The organism is Klebsiella variicola, from assembly GCF_000828055.2.
GTDB lineage: Bacteria > Pseudomonadota > Gammaproteobacteria > Enterobacterales > Enterobacteriaceae > Klebsiella > Klebsiella variicola.
This window is the reverse complement of sequence record NZ_CP010523.2, coordinates 1,094,623-1,112,012: the sequence shown is the minus strand read 5'-3', so window position 1 is coordinate 1,112,012 and position 17,390 is coordinate 1,094,623. Positions and strand designations below refer to the sequence as shown.

At 61.2% G+C, this 17,390-nt stretch carries 17 protein-coding genes; 4 read left to right on the top strand and 13 right to left on the bottom strand.

Annotation, left to right across the window (positions count from 1 at the left end):
- Positions 1-451: 451 nt before the first annotated feature.
- The 4 genes from SP68_RS05295 to SP68_RS05280 form a co-directional block, all read right to left on the bottom strand.
- Positions 452-1,465 (bottom strand): HoxN/HupN/NixA family nickel/cobalt transporter, encoded by a 1,014-nt coding sequence (locus SP68_RS05295; RefSeq protein ID WP_016161693.1) that lies wholly within the window; start codon positions 1,463-1,465, stop codon positions 452-454.
- On the bottom strand, positions 1,462-3,696 hold the full coding sequence (gene hypF / locus SP68_RS05290; protein WP_040968819.1) for a carbamoyltransferase HypF: 2,235 nt from the start codon (positions 3,694-3,696) through the stop codon (positions 1,462-1,464). The genes SP68_RS05295 and hypF overlap by 4 nt, the downstream gene beginning before the upstream one ends.
- Before the next feature lie 8 nt (positions 3,697-3,704).
- Positions 3,705-4,232: an electron transport protein HydN gene (gene hydN, locus SP68_RS05285; RefSeq protein ID WP_008806174.1), complete on the bottom strand. Its 528-nt coding sequence runs from the start codon at positions 4,230-4,232 to the stop codon at positions 3,705-3,707.
- Between the two features lie 135 nt (positions 4,233-4,367).
- Complete coding sequence (locus tag SP68_RS05280; protein ID WP_022065321.1) at positions 4,368-5,381, bottom strand: LacI family DNA-binding transcriptional regulator; 1,014 nt, start codon at positions 5,379-5,381, stop codon at positions 4,368-4,370.
- 267 nt (positions 5,382-5,648) lie between these two features.
- On the opposite strand from SP68_RS05280, the gene ascF reads away from it, so the two are divergent.
- The 3 genes from ascF (at position 5,649) to SP68_RS05265 (ending at position 9,032) form a co-directional block, all read left to right on the top strand.
- Positions 5,649-7,091, top strand: coding sequence for a PTS cellobiose/arbutin/salicin transporter subunit IIBC (gene ascF, locus SP68_RS05275; RefSeq protein ID WP_040968820.1), 1,443 nt, complete (start codon positions 5,649-5,651; stop codon positions 7,089-7,091).
- A gap of 26 nt (positions 7,092-7,117) precedes the next feature.
- Complete coding sequence (locus tag SP68_RS05270) at positions 7,118-8,542, top strand: 6-phospho-beta-glucosidase (RefSeq protein ID WP_008806177.1); 1,425 nt, start codon at positions 7,118-7,120, stop codon at positions 8,540-8,542.
- 181 nt (positions 8,543-8,723) lie between these two features.
- Positions 8,724-9,032, top strand: a complete 309-nt coding sequence (locus tag SP68_RS05265; RefSeq protein ID WP_012967361.1) for a SymE family type I addiction module toxin — start codon at positions 8,724-8,726, stop codon at positions 9,030-9,032.
- Here SP68_RS05265 and hycI read toward each other — a convergent pair.
- From hycI to hycA, 9 genes are all read right to left on the bottom strand, one after another.
- Complete coding sequence (gene hycI / locus SP68_RS05260; protein ID WP_040968821.1) at positions 9,029-9,499, bottom strand: hydrogenase maturation peptidase HycI; 471 nt, start codon at positions 9,497-9,499, stop codon at positions 9,029-9,031. The genes SP68_RS05265 and hycI overlap by 4 nt on opposite strands.
- Positions 9,492-9,902 carry a formate hydrogenlyase maturation HycH family protein gene (locus SP68_RS05255; RefSeq protein ID WP_008806180.1) on the bottom strand — a complete coding sequence of 137 codons (411 nt, stop codon included), beginning with the start codon at positions 9,900-9,902 and terminating at the stop codon, positions 9,492-9,494. The genes hycI and SP68_RS05255 overlap by 8 nt, the downstream gene beginning before the upstream one ends.
- Complete coding sequence (locus SP68_RS05250; RefSeq protein WP_002914891.1) at positions 9,899-10,666, bottom strand: NADH-quinone oxidoreductase subunit B family protein; 768 nt, start codon at positions 10,664-10,666, stop codon at positions 9,899-9,901. The genes SP68_RS05255 and SP68_RS05250 overlap by 4 nt, the downstream gene beginning before the upstream one ends.
- The gene (locus SP68_RS05245) at positions 10,666-11,208 is read right to left on the bottom strand and encodes a formate hydrogenlyase complex iron-sulfur subunit (RefSeq protein ID WP_016161699.1); all 543 of its coding nucleotides are present in this window, start codon (positions 11,206-11,208) and stop codon (positions 10,666-10,668) included. Before SP68_RS05245 ends, SP68_RS05250 begins: the two co-directional genes overlap by 1 nt.
- 9 nt (positions 11,209-11,217) lie before the next feature.
- Positions 11,218-12,927: a formate hydrogenlyase subunit HycE gene (gene hycE, locus SP68_RS05240; RefSeq protein ID WP_004151044.1), complete on the bottom strand. Its 1,710-nt coding sequence runs from the start codon at positions 12,925-12,927 to the stop codon at positions 11,218-11,220.
- Positions 12,928-12,943: 16 nt separating this feature from the next.
- The gene (locus SP68_RS05235; protein WP_012967358.1) at positions 12,944-13,867 is read right to left on the bottom strand and encodes a respiratory chain complex I subunit 1 family protein; all 924 of its coding nucleotides are present in this window, start codon (positions 13,865-13,867) and stop codon (positions 12,944-12,946) included.
- A 2-nt stretch (positions 13,868-13,869) separates the two neighbouring features.
- On the bottom strand, positions 13,870-15,696 hold the full coding sequence (gene hycC / locus SP68_RS05230) for a formate hydrogenlyase subunit 3 (RefSeq protein WP_012967357.1): 1,827 nt from the start codon (positions 15,694-15,696) through the stop codon (positions 13,870-13,872).
- Complete coding sequence (locus SP68_RS05225) at positions 15,693-16,301, bottom strand: 4Fe-4S dicluster domain-containing protein (protein ID WP_012540764.1); 609 nt, start codon at positions 16,299-16,301, stop codon at positions 15,693-15,695. Before SP68_RS05225 ends, hycC begins: the two co-directional genes overlap by 4 nt.
- Positions 16,302-16,383: 82 nt before the next feature.
- Complete coding sequence (hycA, locus tag SP68_RS05220) at positions 16,384-16,833, bottom strand: formate hydrogenlyase regulator HycA (protein WP_004205645.1); 450 nt, start codon at positions 16,831-16,833, stop codon at positions 16,384-16,386.
- Between the two features lie 209 nt (positions 16,834-17,042).
- Here hycA and hypA point away from each other — a divergent pair, with 209 nt between their 5' ends.
- On the top strand, positions 17,043-17,387 hold the full coding sequence (gene hypA, locus SP68_RS05215) for a hydrogenase maturation nickel metallochaperone HypA (protein ID WP_012540763.1): 345 nt from the start codon (positions 17,043-17,045) through the stop codon (positions 17,385-17,387).
- The last annotated feature ends 3 nt before the right edge of the window (positions 17,388-17,390 follow it).

Genomic DNA, 17,390 nt, shown 5'->3' with positions numbered 1-17,390 from the left:
AATAAGTGACTTCAGCCTGATGCGTCCGTTTTGCCGCGTCCGGAGATGAGGATGGGCTGCCTGGGTTGTCATGTTGCTTCACCAGGTAACGCAAGCCACACGTTTCTGGCCGCAAGGTGCGGCGCGGTAACGATCTCCATGAACATCTCGCCATTGTTGCACTCTGTACAACTTAGTTTTATTTTACAAAACTACTATAACGAGGCTGTCGTGTTTTTATCCAGTTAACGAGTGGTTTAAATTATGTAAATAAGAGGTAAATCACAGATGCTTCGGGTCGTTAAAACGGGGGAAAATGAAGATTTGATAAAAAATAATAATTTTTCAATGAGTTAAGTAATTGAGATTATTGACGCAGAGCGATGCATCGCCAGGACCTGGGTCAGAGCAGCGCCGCCGGGCAGGTAGGGTAGCCCGGCTAAGCACAGCGCAAGCCGGGAAAATATCCAGATTAACGCGCCAGATTGTCGTAGCCGCGCCAGCGGTAGTTAAGCACCGACAGCGCCCAACAGGCGACAAACAACCCGACCACCACAAATCCGGCATCGCCAAGGTTATCGTTTAACATCCCCACCCAGCGCCATATCCCGCCACTGAGCGCAAACTTATCCATTAGCAGGCCCAGCGCTTCCAGGCCGCCGATAAACAGCGCCACCACCACCGAGGTGCCGGTGATGGTCATATTGTAATAGAGCTTGCGCTGCGGTTTGCTGAACGCCCAGCCGTAGGCGCCGACCATCAGCACGTTATCGAGGGTATCCACCAGCGCCATACCGCTGGCGAACAGCGCCGGGAAGACCATAATCGACCAGACGGAAATCCCGCTCGACGCGCCGGCGGCGGAGATACCCAGCACACCGATTTCGGTAGCGGTATCAAAACCGAGGCCGAACAGGAAGCCGACCAGGTACATCTGCCAGCTGCGGCTGACCAGACGGAAGGTTTTACCAAACAGCCAGCTCATTATGCCGCCGCCGCTGACGATTTCGTCGCTCACCTTCTCACCGCGCTTCCACGCCCGAAAGCTGCGCCACACGCTGCGTAAAATCACCAGGTTGATAAAAGCCATCGCCAGTAAAAACAGGGCCGACACGGCGGTGCCGATGACGCTACCGGTGTCATGCAGCCAGCTCATCTGCGCGCTGAAGGCCGTGGCGGTCGCGGCAATCGCCGCCGAGGCCAATACCACAATCGATGAGTGGCCCAGCGAGAACCAGGCCCCGACGGCGAAAGGCCGCCGCCCCTGCTGCATCATTTTGCGGGTCACGTTATCAATCGCCGCGATGTGGTCGGCATCCACCGCGTGGCGCAGACCGTAGCCCCAGGCCAGAAGGCTGGCGGCCATCAGCGCGCCGCTGTCGCCAAAGGCCTGCAGCGCCCAGCACCAGGCCAGTAAGTTCGCCGCGATCAACCCCAACACCAGTCCCGCAGCGCGCGGCTGCTGGCGTAAAACTGTCATTATCATTGTTGTGTTCCTTGAGCCTGCCCGCGGGCGGCGGCGATCACCGCCTGACCATATGCGATTGCGCCGTCGCCGGCCGGCAACTGCTGCGCCAACAGCAGAGTAAAATCCGCCAGATAAAAGGTCAATCGCGCCGCCAGCAAGCGGTTATGCAGCACCCCGCCGCTGCAGACCATCGTCTCGATACCGCGGGCAGTGGCGCAGTCGCGGGCCATCGCCGCCAGCCCACAGGCCAGGGCGTCATGGAAGGCCCAGGCTTTCTGCGCCGGGGTGGCCTGCCAGCCCAGCCATTGTCGCCAGAAGGTGGCTAAGTCCAGCACGTCGTCGCGCCACGGCAGCGTAACCGGGTGGCTGACGCCGGGGCAGCTGACGGCCAGCGCTTCCAGCCGACAGGCTGCTTCGCCTTCATAGCTCAGGCTCTCCGGCGCGCAATCCAGCGCACAGGCGACGGCATCAAACAGCCGTCCGCAGGACGAGGCGCGCGGCGCGTTAATACCGCGATCGATGGCCTGCGCCAGCAGCGGCCAGTTGCGCTGGCGCAGGGGGGCGGTCTGCGGATAATCCTGCCAGTCAGGGACAAAGGCCAGGCACTGAGCCAGCAGATTTCGCCACGGCTGGCGCGCCGCCAGGTCACCGCCCGGCAGCGCGACGGCCGGCAACCCGCCAAGATGTTCGCACTGGCGATAGTTAACCCGCAGGCACTCCCCTCCCCACAGCGCGCCGTTCTCCCCCATGCCGATGCCGTCGAGGGTCAGGGCGATAACGTCGCCGCCGTCAAGCGGCCAGCGGTGCTCGGCCAGGCACGCCGCGGCATGAGCATGGTGATGCAGCACCGTCTCCACCGGCAGCGACAGGGACGCCGCCCACTGCGTTGAGCGATAGCCGGGGTGGGCATCAACCACCACCCGCTGCGGCACAAACGCGTAAATGCTTTGCATCAGCTGCAGGGTGCTGCGCCACTGCTGTTCAACGCCTTCCTCGCCAAGATCGCCAAAGTGCTGGCTCAGCAGCGCTTCGCTGCCGCGCGCCAGGCAGAAGGTATTTTTCATATCCGCGCCGAGAGCCAGCAGCGGCGGGATGTCTCGTAGCCCCGGCGGCAGCGGCAGCGCATCCGGAACGTAGCCCCGGGCGCGGCGCAGCATTTCACCGCTTGACCGCACCAGCGAATCATCCATTCGCTGCAGGATGTCGCGATTATGCAAGAGAAAGCCGTCGGCAATGTCGGCTAAGTCGTTGAGCGCCTGAGCATTACTTAACGCCGGCGGACGGCCGCTAAGGTTGCCGGAGGTCATGACGATGGGGCGCGCCAGGGCCTGCAGAAGCAAATGCTGCAGCGGATTAGACGGCAGCATCACCCCTACTTCCGCAAGTCCTGGCGCAATCTCGTCACACAGGCCGGAGACCTGCGCTTTAGCAATCAGTACGATGGGCGCCGCCGGGGAGCCCATCAGCGCCGCGGCATCGGCGGGTAAGCCCGCCGCTGACGGCAACATCACCGCCAGCGGTTTCGCCGGACGGTGTTTCCTCGCCCGCAGCGTGGCAACGGCAGTAGGATTACCTGCATCGCAGGCCAGATGAAAGCCGCCGATGCCTTTTATCGCCACGATGTCGCCTGCCGCCAGCCGCGTGATGGCCGCCTGCAGCGCCGCCTCGCTGTTCAGCGTTTCCCCCTCTGCCCGCCATTCCAGCCGCGGTCCGCAGTCGGGGCAGGCCACCGGCTGGGCGTGAAAACGGCGATCCGCAGGATCGCGGAACTCCGCCTCACAAGGGGAACAGAGCGGGAACGGCGCCATTGCGGTGAAGGGCCGGTCGTAGGGCATGGCGCGGATAATGGTTAACCGCGGCCCGCAGTGGGTGCAGTTGATAAAGGGGTAGCGGTAGCGGCGTGCCCGGGGATCGTTCATCTCCGCGAGGCACGCCGGGCAGGTCGCGGCATCGGGCACAATCTGAGTGCGCATGCATCCCGCCCCGCTCTCGCGGATGGTGAAATCCTGCGGCGTGGCCGTCCAGCAATAAGGGGTGCAGTCGGTGCTGTCGATACGCGCCAGCGGCGGGCAGTGGTCAGCCAGGGCGGCAGTAAAACCATCGTCGCCCCCGGCCAGCCGCACCAGGACGCCGTCACCGTCATTACAGACATCGCCGCAGCGCGCCTGCCTCCGGGCCATCTGCCAGACAAAGGGGCGGAACCCCACCCCCTGCACTTTACCGCGAATGCGGATTTGCACCCCGTTCATGCCACGACTTACCAGGCCAGCGCCGTACGACGACGTTTCTCGATATTCATCTGCTCGAGTTTATTGCGGTCAACGCACACCAGGGCGTGCGTCGGGCAGACTTCCATGCAGGCCGGGCCGCTCTCGCGGTGGAAGCAGAGGTCGCACTTGTTGGCTTCGGCTTTTTCCGCCACGACGTTCAGTCCGGCGCCGCTATGGCGGATCACCGGGCGCACCACCACCTCCATCGCCCCGTACGGGCAGGCAACAACGCAGGTTTTGCAGCCGATGCAGCGCTCCTGCATCACATGGACAAAGCCTTTATCGCGGCTGATGGCGCCGTTCGGGCAGACGTTGGCGCAGGGGGCGTCTTCACACTGACGGCAGGCGGTCGCCGTGGAGACATTGACCCCTTTGATCACGTGAATACGCGGTTGAAAGGTGTGAGGCGTCAGGGCGGCGCAATCCTGATGTTCCTGATGGGACACCACGCAGGCCACTTCGCAAGTGCGACAGCCGATACATTTGCTCGCATCGGCGATAATGAAACGGTTCATCCATTTCTCCAGCAGTAAGAAGGTTAGGCGCCGGAGTATGCATAATACGTTCCAGTTTTTATATTATTGATAGTTAAGAGAATTAAATCGAACATTTGCTGTCATCGTCAGTAGTGACGATGACAGCTGACGACGTCAGGCACAGGGACCCGCCACCAGTGAATCACGCTCAATTAGCGCCCCGGGGAAGCTCTGCTGAAAGTTGAACTCCCCACCATCCAGCATAAATATCAGCCGATTGATGCTCTCTTTAATCATCTCCGTCACCGGTACCCGAACGCTGGCGAGCGACGGCACCATATACGGCGCCAGCACAATATCATCAAACCCCACCACCGAGACCTGATCCGGAACCTTAACGCCCAGCTGGTGAAGCTGCTTCATCGCTCCGATCGCCATATCGTCATTGCTCGCCACCAGCGCGCTGTAGGTCACCCCGCGCTGACGCAGGATCTCCACCGCCGCCGCGCCGGTTTCCGGCGTCCAGCGCCCCTCCGCGATGAGCGCCTCGTTCAGGGCGATGCCATGGCCAGCCAGCGCGTCTTTGTAGCCGGCAAGGCGTTCGACGCCGGTGGGTGAGTCAAGGGAGCCGGTAATAAAGGCGATATCGCGATGGCCAAGCGCAATCAGCCGCTCCACCACCCGCATCGCCGAGGCTTTTTGATCGGACCAGACACAGTGGCTGGCGTGGCGGCGCAGGCGGCGGTTAAGCACCATGATCGGCTGCGAGTGGTTCTCGACGATCTCGTCCATCTCGTCAACGGTGAGAAAGCGCGGGTAGATGATGATCGCATCGCAGCGCAGGTCCAGCAGGTACTGGATCGCCTCCCGCTCCTCTTGCGCGCTGTGCTTGCCGTCGGCCAGGATCAGCTGTCGTCCCTTGTCTTCCGTCATCCGCGCCACGTGATACAGCAGCTCGCTGAAATAGACGCCGTGGTACAGGGTGTTGGTCACCACCAGGCCCAGGGTTTGCGTCGTTTTGGTCGCCAAGTTGCGCGCCAGCAGATTAGGCCGATAGCCGCTCTCCGCCACTGCCTTAAACACCCGGTCTTTGGTCTCCTGACTGACATAGCCGTTGCCCGACAGTACCCGCGAAACGGTTGCCTTCGATACCCCCGCGCGCTTTGCGACCTCCAGCATCGTTGCCATGTGATTCTTCCTGTTGCAAAAGTTGCAGGCAGTGTACTGCACGTTTCCCGCTTTTACAGCATTCCCCTGTTCACCACCGCGATCCGGCTCACGGCGACGCTTCGCGATCAAAATCACAAAATTGAGATCATCTTTTTTTATTCCTTGTGCAATCAAATGAAACTCACCATGATTTTGTGGAACCGGTTTCCTATATAAACATGGTATCGCCCGGCGATGCGGCGCGGTAGCAGATCAGTACCCTATTGATAAACAGGATAAAATCCGATGTCGAAAAATTATGCAGCCCTGGCGCAACAGATAGTCGCGGCAATCGGCGGAGTCGATAACGTCGCCGCCGTGACCCACTGCATGACCCGTCTGCGCTTCGTGGTCAAAGACGACGAAATGGTCGATAGCCCCACCCTGAAAGGCCTGACCGGGGTACTCGGCGTTGTGCGCAGCGATAACCAGTGCCAGGTGATCATCGGCAATACCGTTTCCCAGGCCTACCGCGAGGTCGTGAATCTGCTGCCTGGCGACCTGCGCCCGGCTGAGCCGCAGGGCAAAGCGCCGCTAACCCTGAAACGCATCGGCGCCGGGATCCTTGACGCGCTGATCGGCACCATGTCGCCGCTGATCCCGGCGATTATCGGCGGATCGATGGTCAAGCTGCTGGCAATGATCCTTGAGATGAGCGGCGCACTGCCGAAAGGCTCGCCGACGCTGACACTTCTGGCGCTTATCGGCGATGGCGCATTTTTCTTCCTGCCGCTGATGGTGGCCGCCTCCGCGGCGGTGAAATTCAAAACCAATATGTCGCTGGCTATCGCCATCGCCGGGGTGCTGGTGCATCCCGGGTTTATCGAATTGATGGCCAAAGCCGCCCAGGGCGAACACGTTGAATTTGCCTTTATTCCGGTTACCGCGGTGAAATACACCTACACGGTGATCCCGGCGCTGGTGATGACCTGGTGCCTGTCGTATATCGAGCGCTGGGTGGATCGCATTACCCCGGCGGTGACGAAAAACTTCCTTAAGCCGATGCTGATCGTGCTGATCGCCGCCCCGCTGGCGATCCTGCTGATTGGCCCGCTGGGCATCTGGATCGGTAGCGCCATTTCCGCGCTGGTGTATACGATCCACAGCTATCTCGGCTGGCTGTCGGTGGCGATCATGGGCGGGCTGTGGCCACTGCTGGTGATGACCGGGATGCACCGCGTCTTTACGCCAACCATCATTCAGACCATCGCCGAAACCGGCAAAGAGGGCATGGTGATGCCATCGGAGATCGGCGCCAACCTGTCGCTGGGCGGATCGTCGCTGGCGGTGGCGTGGAAAACCAAAAACCCGGAGCTGCGCCAGACGGCGCTGGCCGCCGCGGCATCGGCGATTCTGGCCGGGATTTCCGAACCGGCGCTGTACGGCGTGGCGGTGCGCCTGAAGCGCCCGCTGATCGCCAGCTTAATCAGCGGCTTTATCTGCGGCGCGGTGGCGGGAATCGCCGGTCTGGCCAGCCATTCGATGGCGGCGCCAGGGCTGTTTACCAGCGTGCAGTTTTTCGATCCAGCCAATCCGATGACTATCGTCTGGGTATTTGGCGTGATGGCGCTGTCGGTGGTGCTGTCGTTTGCCCTGACGCTGATCCTCGGCTTTGAAGATATTCCCGTTGAACAGGCCGCTGCCGACGCCAGAGCGCGCCAGGCCCGGGCCCAGGCATCCCACGCCTGAACACACAATTGATAATGAGGTAATGCATGGCGAGTTTCCCACAGGGATTTTTATGGGGCGGCGCACTGGCCGCCAACCAGTCTGAAGGCGCTTATCTTGAAGGCGGTAAGGGGCTGACCACCGTGGATACCCTCCCCCACGGCGCTCACCGCCTGCCGGTAAAATTAGGCCTGGAGAAGCGCTTTACGCTGCGTGAAGACGAATTTTACCCCAGCCATGAGGCGATCGATTTTTACCATCGCTATAAAGAAGATGTTGCCCTGATGGCCGAGATGGGGTTCAGCGTCTTTCGCACCTCCATCGCCTGGAGCCGCCTGTTCCCGCGCGGCGACGAGCAGCAGCCGAATCCGCAGGGCATCGCCTTCTATCGCTCACTGTTTGAGGAGTGCAAAAAGCACGGTATCGAGCCGCTGGTCACGCTGTGTCATTTCGACGTGCCGATGCATCTGGTGATGGAGTACGGCTCCTGGCGCAACCGCAAAATGGTGGATTTTTTCAGCCACTACGCCCGCACCTGCTTTGAAGCTTTTGACGGTCTGGTGAAATACTGGCTCACCTTCAATGAAATCAACATTATGCTACATAGTCCCTACTCCGGCGCCGGGCTGGTGTTTGAAGAGGGTGAAAATCAGGAGCAGGTGAAGTACCAGGCCGCGCATCACGAGCTGGTGGCCAGCGCGCTGGCGACAAAAATCGCCCATGAGATTAACCCGCAAAATCAGGTCGGCTGCATGCTGGCGGGCGGCAATTTCTATCCTTACTCCTGCAAGCCGGAAGATGTGTGGATGGCGCTGGAGAAGGACCGCGAAAATCTGTTCTTTATCGACGTCCAGGCGCGCGGCGCCTATCCGGTGTGGGCCGCGCGGGTGTTCCGGGAAAAAGGGGTCACGATTGCGAAACAGCCGGGCGATGACGAGATCCTCAAAAACACCGTCGATTTCGTCTCCTTTAGCTACTATGCGTCGCGCTGCGCCTCGGCGGAGATGAACGCCAGCAACACCAATGCCGCCAATATCGTCAAGTCGCTGAAGAACCCGCACATCCCGGCCAGCGAATGGGGCTGGGGCATCGACCCGCTGGGCCTGCGCATCACCATGAACATGATGTACGACCGCTATCAGAAACCGCTGTTCCTGGTGGAAAACGGGCTTGGCGCCCGCGATGAGATCGATGCCAATGGCGACATCAATGACGACTATCGCATCAGCTACCTGCGCGAGCACATCAGGGCAATGCGCGACGCTATCGGCGACGGTATTCCGGTGCTGGGCTACACCAGCTGGGGCTGCATCGATCTGGTCTCGGCGTCAACCGGCGAGATGAGCAAGCGCTACGGCTTTGTCTATGTCGATCGCGACGATGCCGGCAACGGCACCCTGGCGCGTAAGCGTAAAAAGTCATTCTTCTGGTACCAGAAGGTGATAGCCAGCAACGGCGCCGATCTCGACTAAGCGTCCTCGCCCACGCGCGCCCATTCCCCGCGATAAACGGGGGACGGGCGTCTGCTTTCTGTTGCATCTATTACATGCTTTTTTCTCGAGCCTGATTCCAGTTTCTGGTTTGCCTCCTGTTCACAATAACTGGTATTTTATCCAGTACTTTTACAGGGGTATCTTCAGCAAGGAGCACATCATGAGCGCACAGCACACTACCGCAGCCAGAGGGATAGCCAGGGCCATTCGCCAGTTAACCGTGGGATATGTCAGAAAACGCCATGAAGACCGCAAAACGCGGGAGACGCGGCGCTACACCCGCCACGCAGCCCTGAACCTGAACGGCGACTGGCTGGAGCAGGCGGGGTTTCCGGTCGGCACGCAGGTCAGAGTCTCGGTGTCGCCCGGGAAATTAGTGATAGAGAATCTTGAGCTGGCGCCGCCGGGAACGGGGCTCCCGGCAGGTCAGTCGTGCGCCGGCGGAGAGCCCGGTTCGCCGCTGGGTTAATCGTCTTCAGCCTCCAGCCGGGCAAAGCCGCCCTGGCCCTGCCAGTCTGCCAGCTGCTGGTACACCCGGGCAACGGCCTCTTTTACCGGCTGGGTCATCGGATAATAAAAACCGACGATATCCGGCTGAATGCCGAGGAAAATCACCTCGCCGACGTCCTCTTTCAACTGATCGACCAGATAGTTGAGCGGCATGTTATGGGTGGTCATCATAAACATCTCGGCGATGTCGTCGGGGTCGATGACGCGAATGTCGCCGGGGTTAAGGCCCATATCGGTGGCATCGACAATCAGCAGGCGTTCGGGGCGTAATTCGCGGATCGCCACGATGTCGTTTTCCGGCGCGCTGCCGCCGTCGATGACCACCCACTGGCCGGCCGTGTTCGCCGCGCACATCTCCGCCAGCAGCGGGCCGGCACCGTCGTCGCCCATCATGCTGTTGCCAACACAGAGTAAAACGTCAGTCACGTAATCTCCTCACCATCAGATAGATGGCGCTCTCCTGGTGAATATCATGCAGCATGCTGAGCATCGTTTTACTCCACGCCTGCTGCTGCGGGGTCTGCGCGGACTGCGCTTTATCAAAGGCGTTGGCCAGCATCGCCACATGGCTGCTGTCGATGACGATCTCGCCATACTTCGGCACGCCCTCCATTTTGCGCCGCGCGGCGCTGCCCGCCTCAAGGGTGGCGATCCATGCCAGATACGCGTCCCACGGGCAGCTCAGCGCCGCCTCGAGACAGTCGATGACGCCGAGGTGGTGGCCAATCGCCAGGCTGTAATAGACCACCTGCTGCGCCTGATCCGGCGTGGCGTCGTTCTCATCAATAAATTTACGGCTCAGCTGACTGAACACCACCGTCTCGCTCATCGGATACGCGCCCCCTCGACCACCTGGTTGAGATGGGTGACGATCTCGGTCAGACGCGGATCTTTCTCCGCCTCCAGCCAGCGCAGCACCTGGCTGTCGCCCTGGCCGAGCAGACGCATATAGTCGTCAGCAATCTGCCGGCCATAGCGATAGCCCGCCAGACGCCGCGCTTCGCGATCGATGCGCACCCGCAGGGGCTGCACCATATCGGCATGCAGCAGCTCGGTCGGCTGTTCGTCGAGTTCGCCTGGCAGACGAGCATGGATTTTCTGCTCCAGCAGGCCGAGCGCCATGGCGAAGCCGTACAGGGTGGCGGCGGGCGTCGGCGGGCAGCCCGGAATATAGACATCGACCGGTACGATTTTATCGGTACCGCCCCAGACACAGTACAGGTCGTGGAAGATGCCGCCGCTGTTGCCGCAGGCGCCGTAGGAGATACAGATCTTCGGATCCGGCGCCGACTGCCAGGCGCGCAGCGCCGGGGAGCGCATGGCGCGGGTCACCGCCCCGGTAAACAGCAGAATATCGGCATGGCGCGGCGAAGGCACCACTTTGATCCCGAAGCGTTCAGCGTCGAACAGCGGCGAAAGGGTAGCGAAAATTTCAATTTCGCAACCGTTGCAGCCGCCGCAGTCGACGCGGTAGACGTAGGCCGAACGTTTAATTTTCTTCAGCAGCGAGGCCTTCATGCTGGCGATGGATTCATCCACCGTCATCGGCACGGGTATGCCGTTTTCATCGCGCGGGCCAAGTAAAGTACTCATCAGCTGGCCTCCCTCATATGGCGGGTCAGTTCAATACGATCGGACGGCACCAGGCATTTCTGGCGCTTGCATTCCGGGCAGGTTTCGAAGCTTTCACGGTGCAGCTCGGCGCGGGTATCGCCGTTATGCTTGAGCAGCGCGATGGCGTAGTCGATCTCCTTCTGCACCGCGAACGGACGCTGGCACTCCCGGCAGTGGCAGATAGCGAAGCGCGACTGCTGGAGGAAATCCTCTTTCTTCCACACCGCCAGCTCATACTCCGGCGACAGCTTAATCGCCGCCGTCGGGCACACCTCTTCACAGCGGCCGCAGAAGATGCAGCGCCCGAGGTTAAACTGCCACGCCAGCTGTTTAGTGGCCAGATCGGTCTCGACCGTCAGGGCGTTCGACGGGCAGGCGTTCACGCAGGCCGCGCAGCCGATACACTGCTGCGGCGTATGCTCCGGCTTGCCGCGGAAGTTTTTGTCCACTGGCATCGGCTCCAGCGGGTAGGCGTGCGTCGCGGTGCCGGTCTTAATAACTTTTTTAATAAAGGTAAACATGGCGATTCCTTATTTCAGCGGCGAGTTTTTACGCTCGATGCTGTAGCGCTCCAGCTCTTTGTACGGCACCACTTTGCTCTTCTTCTTGCGTACGTCGACAACGGTCATGCGGTCGGTACAGGAGTAGCACGGGTCGAGGCTGCCGATGATCAGCGGCGCATCGGAAACGGTGTTGCCGCGTAGCATATAGCGCAGGGTCGGCCAGTTGGCGTAGGTCGCCGCCCGGCAGCGCCAGCGGTACAGTTTCTGGTTGTCGCCGGTCATGCTCCAGTGGATATCGTCGCCGCGCGGCGCCTCGGAGAAGCCCAGTGCGAAGCGGTGCGGAATATAGGTGAACCCTTCCACCATCAGCGGGCCGCCCGGCAGGTTATCGAGACCGAAATCAATCATATTCAGCGCGGTATAAACCTCGTTGATCCGCACCTTGAGGCGAGATATCACGTCGCAACCCTGCTCGCTGTGGACTTCCATCGGCAGCAGGCCGTAGCCGACAAACGGGTGGTCGGCGCGGGTGTCGCGGGCGTGGCCGCTGGCGCGCACCATCGGGCCGACGTTACTAAAGTCGCGGGCGATTTCCGGATCCAGACGGCCAATACCGACGGTACGCTGTTCCATATTCGGCGTGCTGAGCAGCATATCCACCAGCTCCTGCACGTCGCGGCGCATCTGCTGCGCCAGCTGACGGGTCTGGATCATGTCCTCTTTCAGCAGGTCGCGGCGGATCCCGCCGATCAGGTTCAGGCCGTAGGTTTTACGCGCGCCGGTGAGAATTTCCGCCATCTTCATTGAGGTTTCGCGCACGCGGAAGAACTGCATAAAGCCGGAGTCAAAGCCGGTAAAGTGGCAGGCCAGACCGAGGTTCAGCAGGTGCGAGTGCAGGCGTTCCACCTCCAGCAGAATGGCGCGGATCATCTGCGCCCGCTCCGGCACCACGATGCCCATCGCGTTCTCCACCGAGGTGGTGTAAGCGGTACTGTGGGCGAAGCCGCAGATGCCGCACACCCGGTCCGACAGGAAGGTCACTTCGTTATAGCCCATGCGGGTTTCCGCCAGCTTTTCCATCCCGCGATGGACGTAGAACAGGCGGTAGTCGGCATCGATAATGTTCTCGCCGTCAACGAACAGGCGGAAGTGGCCAGGTTCATCAGAGGTGACGTGCAGCGGGCCGATCGGCACCACGTTGTTTTTCTTGCTGCCGAGCTCGTTAATGAACTCGTAGGTTTCCGCGTCGGTGGTCGGCGCCGGACGCTGGCGATAGTCCATGCTGTCTTTGCGCAGCGGATAGAGTTCGTCCGGCCAGTCGTCCGGTAGCACCAGACGACGTTCGTCCGGCAGGCCGACCGGCACCAGGCCGTACATATCGCGCACTTCGCGCTCGCCCCACACCGCCGCCGGGACGCGCGGCGTCACCGACGGGTATTCCGGTTTGTTGGCGTCCACTTCCACACGCACGGTGATCCAGCATTTGGTGCCCTGCTCCATCGACAGCACGTAATAGACCGCGTAGTGGCCGTTGAGCTTACGTTCATCGTTGCCGAACAGCACCGACAGCCAGCCACCCTGCTGGTAGTAGAGAAACTCCACCACTTCCGGCAGGTAGTTGACCTTCACGGTGATAGTTAACTGGTCTTTGGTCTGCCAGGCTTCGTCCAGCACCACGCCCGGAAAGGCCTGGTGCAGCGCCGCAAGATAGTGTTGACCGATTTTTTCTTCAGACATGCTCAAACTCTCTTAATCACGCCACCAGCAAGGAGACGAAAGCTAAAAAGGCAAAACCAAACCCGGCCCAGGTGACGCGGGAGGTGGCACAAAAACGCAGACGCGCCATGCTGTTTTCAAACAACGCGATAATCAGCACCCCGACCACCAGCTTGACGATGGCGACCACCAGCGCCAATAGCAGGCCGCCGACGCTGAAGCTGGTCATCTGACCCCACGGGAAAAAGACCCCGACAAACATCTGCAGCACCACCAGCTGTTTGAGGCTGATGCCCCACTTCAGGATGCCAAAGCCGCTGCCGCTGTATTCCGACAGGGGGCCCTCCTGCAGCTCCTGCTCTGCTTCCGCCAGATCGAACGGCAGTTTGCCCATCTCAATAAAGGTGGCGAAGGCGCAGGCGCACAGCGCCAGAATCAGTGGAATGCTGCGCGCCGCCGGCCAGTGGTAAAGGGTATCGGTGATGGTGCTGATATGGGTCGAGCCGGCGACCTGCGCCGCCACCCACAGGCCCAGCAGCAGGATCGGCTCCACCAGCACGCCGAGCATCGCTTCGCGACTGCTGCCCAGCGCGGTAAACGGGCTGCCGGTGTCCAGACCAGAAATGGCAAAGAAGAAACGGGCGATGGCGAACAGGTAGATCAGGGTGATGAGATCCCCGAGCACCGGCAGCGGAGAGTCCACCGTCACCACCGGCAGCGCGGTGGCGATGGTCAGCATCACGCCCACCATGACGTACGGCGTCAGGCGAAACACCCAGCCCGAGGCGTCAGGGCCGACGCTCTGGCGGCTCAGCAGTTTCAGGATATCGCGATACTCCTGCAGTACCCCCGGTCCACGGCGGTTATGCAGCCGCGCGCGGGCGACGCGAACGATCCCGGACAACAGCGGCGCGACGGCAAACAGCACCAGCGCCTGTAGCAATGCAATTAACAGACTCATTCTCAGGCTCCTCGCGAAATGACAATCACCACCAGCACCGCCAGCTCAACCAGCGCGATCCCGCGCAGCAGCGCCGGCGCCGAGGCCGATTGCCAGCCCGGCACCAGACGCACCGGGTTCAGCCAGTGACGCAGCTTCAGCAACGGCGCAAAGGCCTCTTTCACCGGCATGGCAAAGCCGTGGGCCGTTACCACCATCGACTGCTCGTGGTCGTAACCGCAGACCCACGCCGCGCCGCGCGAGCGCGCCGCCAGGCGATCGCCTTTAAAGAAGATCATCAGCAGGAACGGCAGCAGCGGGCAGGCGATAAGCAGCAGCGCGATCATCGGCTGCGATACCACGCTCGATACCTGAGCCTGCACCGGGAAGGCGCCGCTCACCAGCGGCAGCAGCCACGGCGCGGCGATGCCGCCAACGAGGCAGAAGACCGCCGCCAGTATTACGCTCAGGGTCATCAGCCAGGGGGCGCAGGTGGCGTTTTCCGCCTCTTTCGTCCGCGGCGCGCCGAGGAAGGTCACGCCATAGACTTTCGCCATACACATCACCGCCAGTGCGCCGGTGATCGCCAGGCCGACGGCCAGCAGCGGCCCCAGCAGACGGCCAATAAACAGGTCGCCGGTGCTCATTTTGAAGAAGGACTGGTAGATAACCCACTCGCCGGCGAAGCCGTTCAGCGGCGGCAGGGCCGCCATTGCCATCAGTCCTACCAGCATGGCGAGGGAGATCAACGGCATTTTTTTACCGATGCCGCCCAGCTTCTCGATATCGCGATGGCCGGTACGGAACCACACCGCCCCGGCGCCGAGGAACAGCGTGGTTTTGAACAGGCTGTGGTTAATCAGGTGATACATACCGCCGATAAAACCCAGCACCATCAGCGTGCTGTTGCGGGTTGCCACGCCGGTAACAAAGGCGCCCAGCCCCAGCAGGATGATGCCGATGTTCTCGAGGGTGTGATAGGCCAGCAGACGCTGAATGTTATGCTCCATCAGGGCATACAGCCCGCCGATAAAGGCGGTGATCATCCCCAGCGCCAGCAGCATGACGCCCCACCACAGCGGCGGCACGCCGCCGGCCAGCGAGACGGTCAGCATGCCGTAAAGACCGACCTTCATCACCACGGTGGAAAACAGCGCGGCGGCTGGCGCGCTGGCCCCGGCGTGAGCCTGCGGCGCCCAGCCGTGCAGCGGGATCGCCCCGGCCAGCAGGGCGAAACCCACCAGCCCCGGTAGCCACAGCAGCGGGTTCTGCATCATATCCACCGCCTGCAGGTTGATCTGCGCCAGCTCGAGGGTGCCGTAGGTCGACCACACCAGCCAGCAGGTCCAGGCCATCAGCAACGTGCCGAGACGCCCCAGGGCAAACCACAGCTTACCGGAGGCGGCGCAGCCGGTGAGAAACGCCGCGCAGAGCGCCATGATCTCCGCCATCACCACCAGCGAACCGATATTGGTCACCACCACCGCGCAGGTGGCGGCGGCCAACAGCAGGTTGACCAGCAGGCCGTTGGCCTTCACCTGCGGATGGCGATGCCAGCTAATATTGAACAATGACACCGGCAGCGCCGACAGGCCGATGGCCAGCAGCCACAGCGCGTTGACACCGCCCACCCGCATCGTCAGATGCAGAAACTGCAGCATGCCGCCGTGGATCCGTTCCGGCATCAAGAGCGCTGCGCCGCCGGCAACCACCAGCATGGCGCTGGCCACCGCGCCGCCGATCCCGGCAATAGCGCCGCTGAGCGGTTTACGCATGGCAAACACAAAGGCCAGCACGGCGCTGGCGGCGTACCACATTACCGCCTGATTGACTAATCCCATTACACTCATTCCCTCTCCCCCTGTTGCGCCTGGAACAGCGACAAGTCGCCAAGGTCGGTATTAAAGGTCAGCTGGCGTTTACGCTTGCTGGCCTGGGCGATATCCCGGCTATCCACCAACAGCAGCGCGTTGGTCGGGCAGGTCCGCACGCAGGCCGGGCCCTGGTCATCGAAGTGGCAGAGGTCGCATTTCACGGCAATGGCGCGCACGCCGGGCACCCAGTCGAGCAGCGAGCTGACACGGGCCGGCGCCGGCGGCGCGGGGGGCGCCAGTCGGGTATTGGCATTGGCCGGAATATCCAGCGGACGGCTGCCGGAAAATTCGATGGCGCCAAACGGGCAGGCGATGCCGCACAGTTTGCAGCTTACGCACAGGCTCTCGTTGAGCTGGACGGCGCCATCGACGCGCTGGATGGCGTTAACCGGGCAGACGGTGGCGCAGGGGGCATCTTCGCAGTGGTGGCACATCTGCGGTGCCGATTCTTTTTCATTACGCATCACCTGCAGCCGCGGCATAGCCTGCAGGCCGTGCTGGCGATGCGTCTCAGAGCAGGCGGCTTCGCAGGTGCGGCAGCCGATACAGACAGTGGAGTCAGCAATTACAAAACGGTTCACCGGGTCATCCTCGGGTGAAAGTCATTTTTGACGAAATCAGGTTGCGCAGGTGTCATTTTCGACACGTGTCGACACCTCGCGATCAGTGGGTCAGGGCCAGATGGCTTAAATCCACCGGTTGGTCTTGCTCCATGGCGTCATACAGACGGTCATAGACGGTGGCGATAATCGCCAGATAGTGCTCCAGCACCTGGTCGCGGGAGCGGTTGCTGATCCGCCCGTCCACCGTGCCATCTGCCGCCAGCGTGGCCTGAGCAATCAGGTACTTATCACCGCCGCCTTTGTTTTCGACGTAGTATTCGATGGTGTGGCTGTTAAAGCCTTCCGCCAGCGCGACAAACACCTGAAAATGGCCGAACAGCACGAAGCACAGCTCTTTATCCGGCGCGCAGCTCATCGCGTGATGCAGGCGGGCCTTCGACAAGGTGATCCCCTGAACCAGCGAGTTACAGTAGATGTGCCACTGCTCCTGCTGCTGCCGGTGACGGTCGGCGATGTAATCCGCCTTTTCACTTATTTCCCAAATAGTCATATCGGTTTCTCCGTTGCATGAGATGCACCCTCTAAGCATTTTTCATGCCAGGTTTTATTTAATTGATTTAACTATGTTTTTGTATTCATCCCTGCCGACGCGACATGTCGATGACAGCCCCGGGGCGTCGACATCGACATCGACGGCCACGACGATTTCATTCTGGCATCGTTATTGCATACAAGGCGCATTGCGATACGGAGGCGACTATGCACGAAATCACCCTCAGCCAGCGGGCGCTGGAAATTATTGAACAACAGGCGCAGCAGGCCGGCGCGCGACGGGTGACCGGCGTGTGGCTCAAGGTCGGCGCATTTTCCTGCGTGGAAGCCAGCGCCCTGACCTTCTGCTTTGAGCTGGTCTGCCGGGGCACGCTGGCGGAGGGGTGCGAACTGCATATCGCCGAACAACAGGCTGAATGCTGGTGCGAACGCTGCCAGCAGTACGTCCATCTTGTCTCGCAGCACGTCCGCCGCTGCCCGCTCTGCAATAACGACCAGCTACAGATCGTGGCGGATGACGGCTTACAGATTCAGCGTTTAGAACTGGAGTAAACT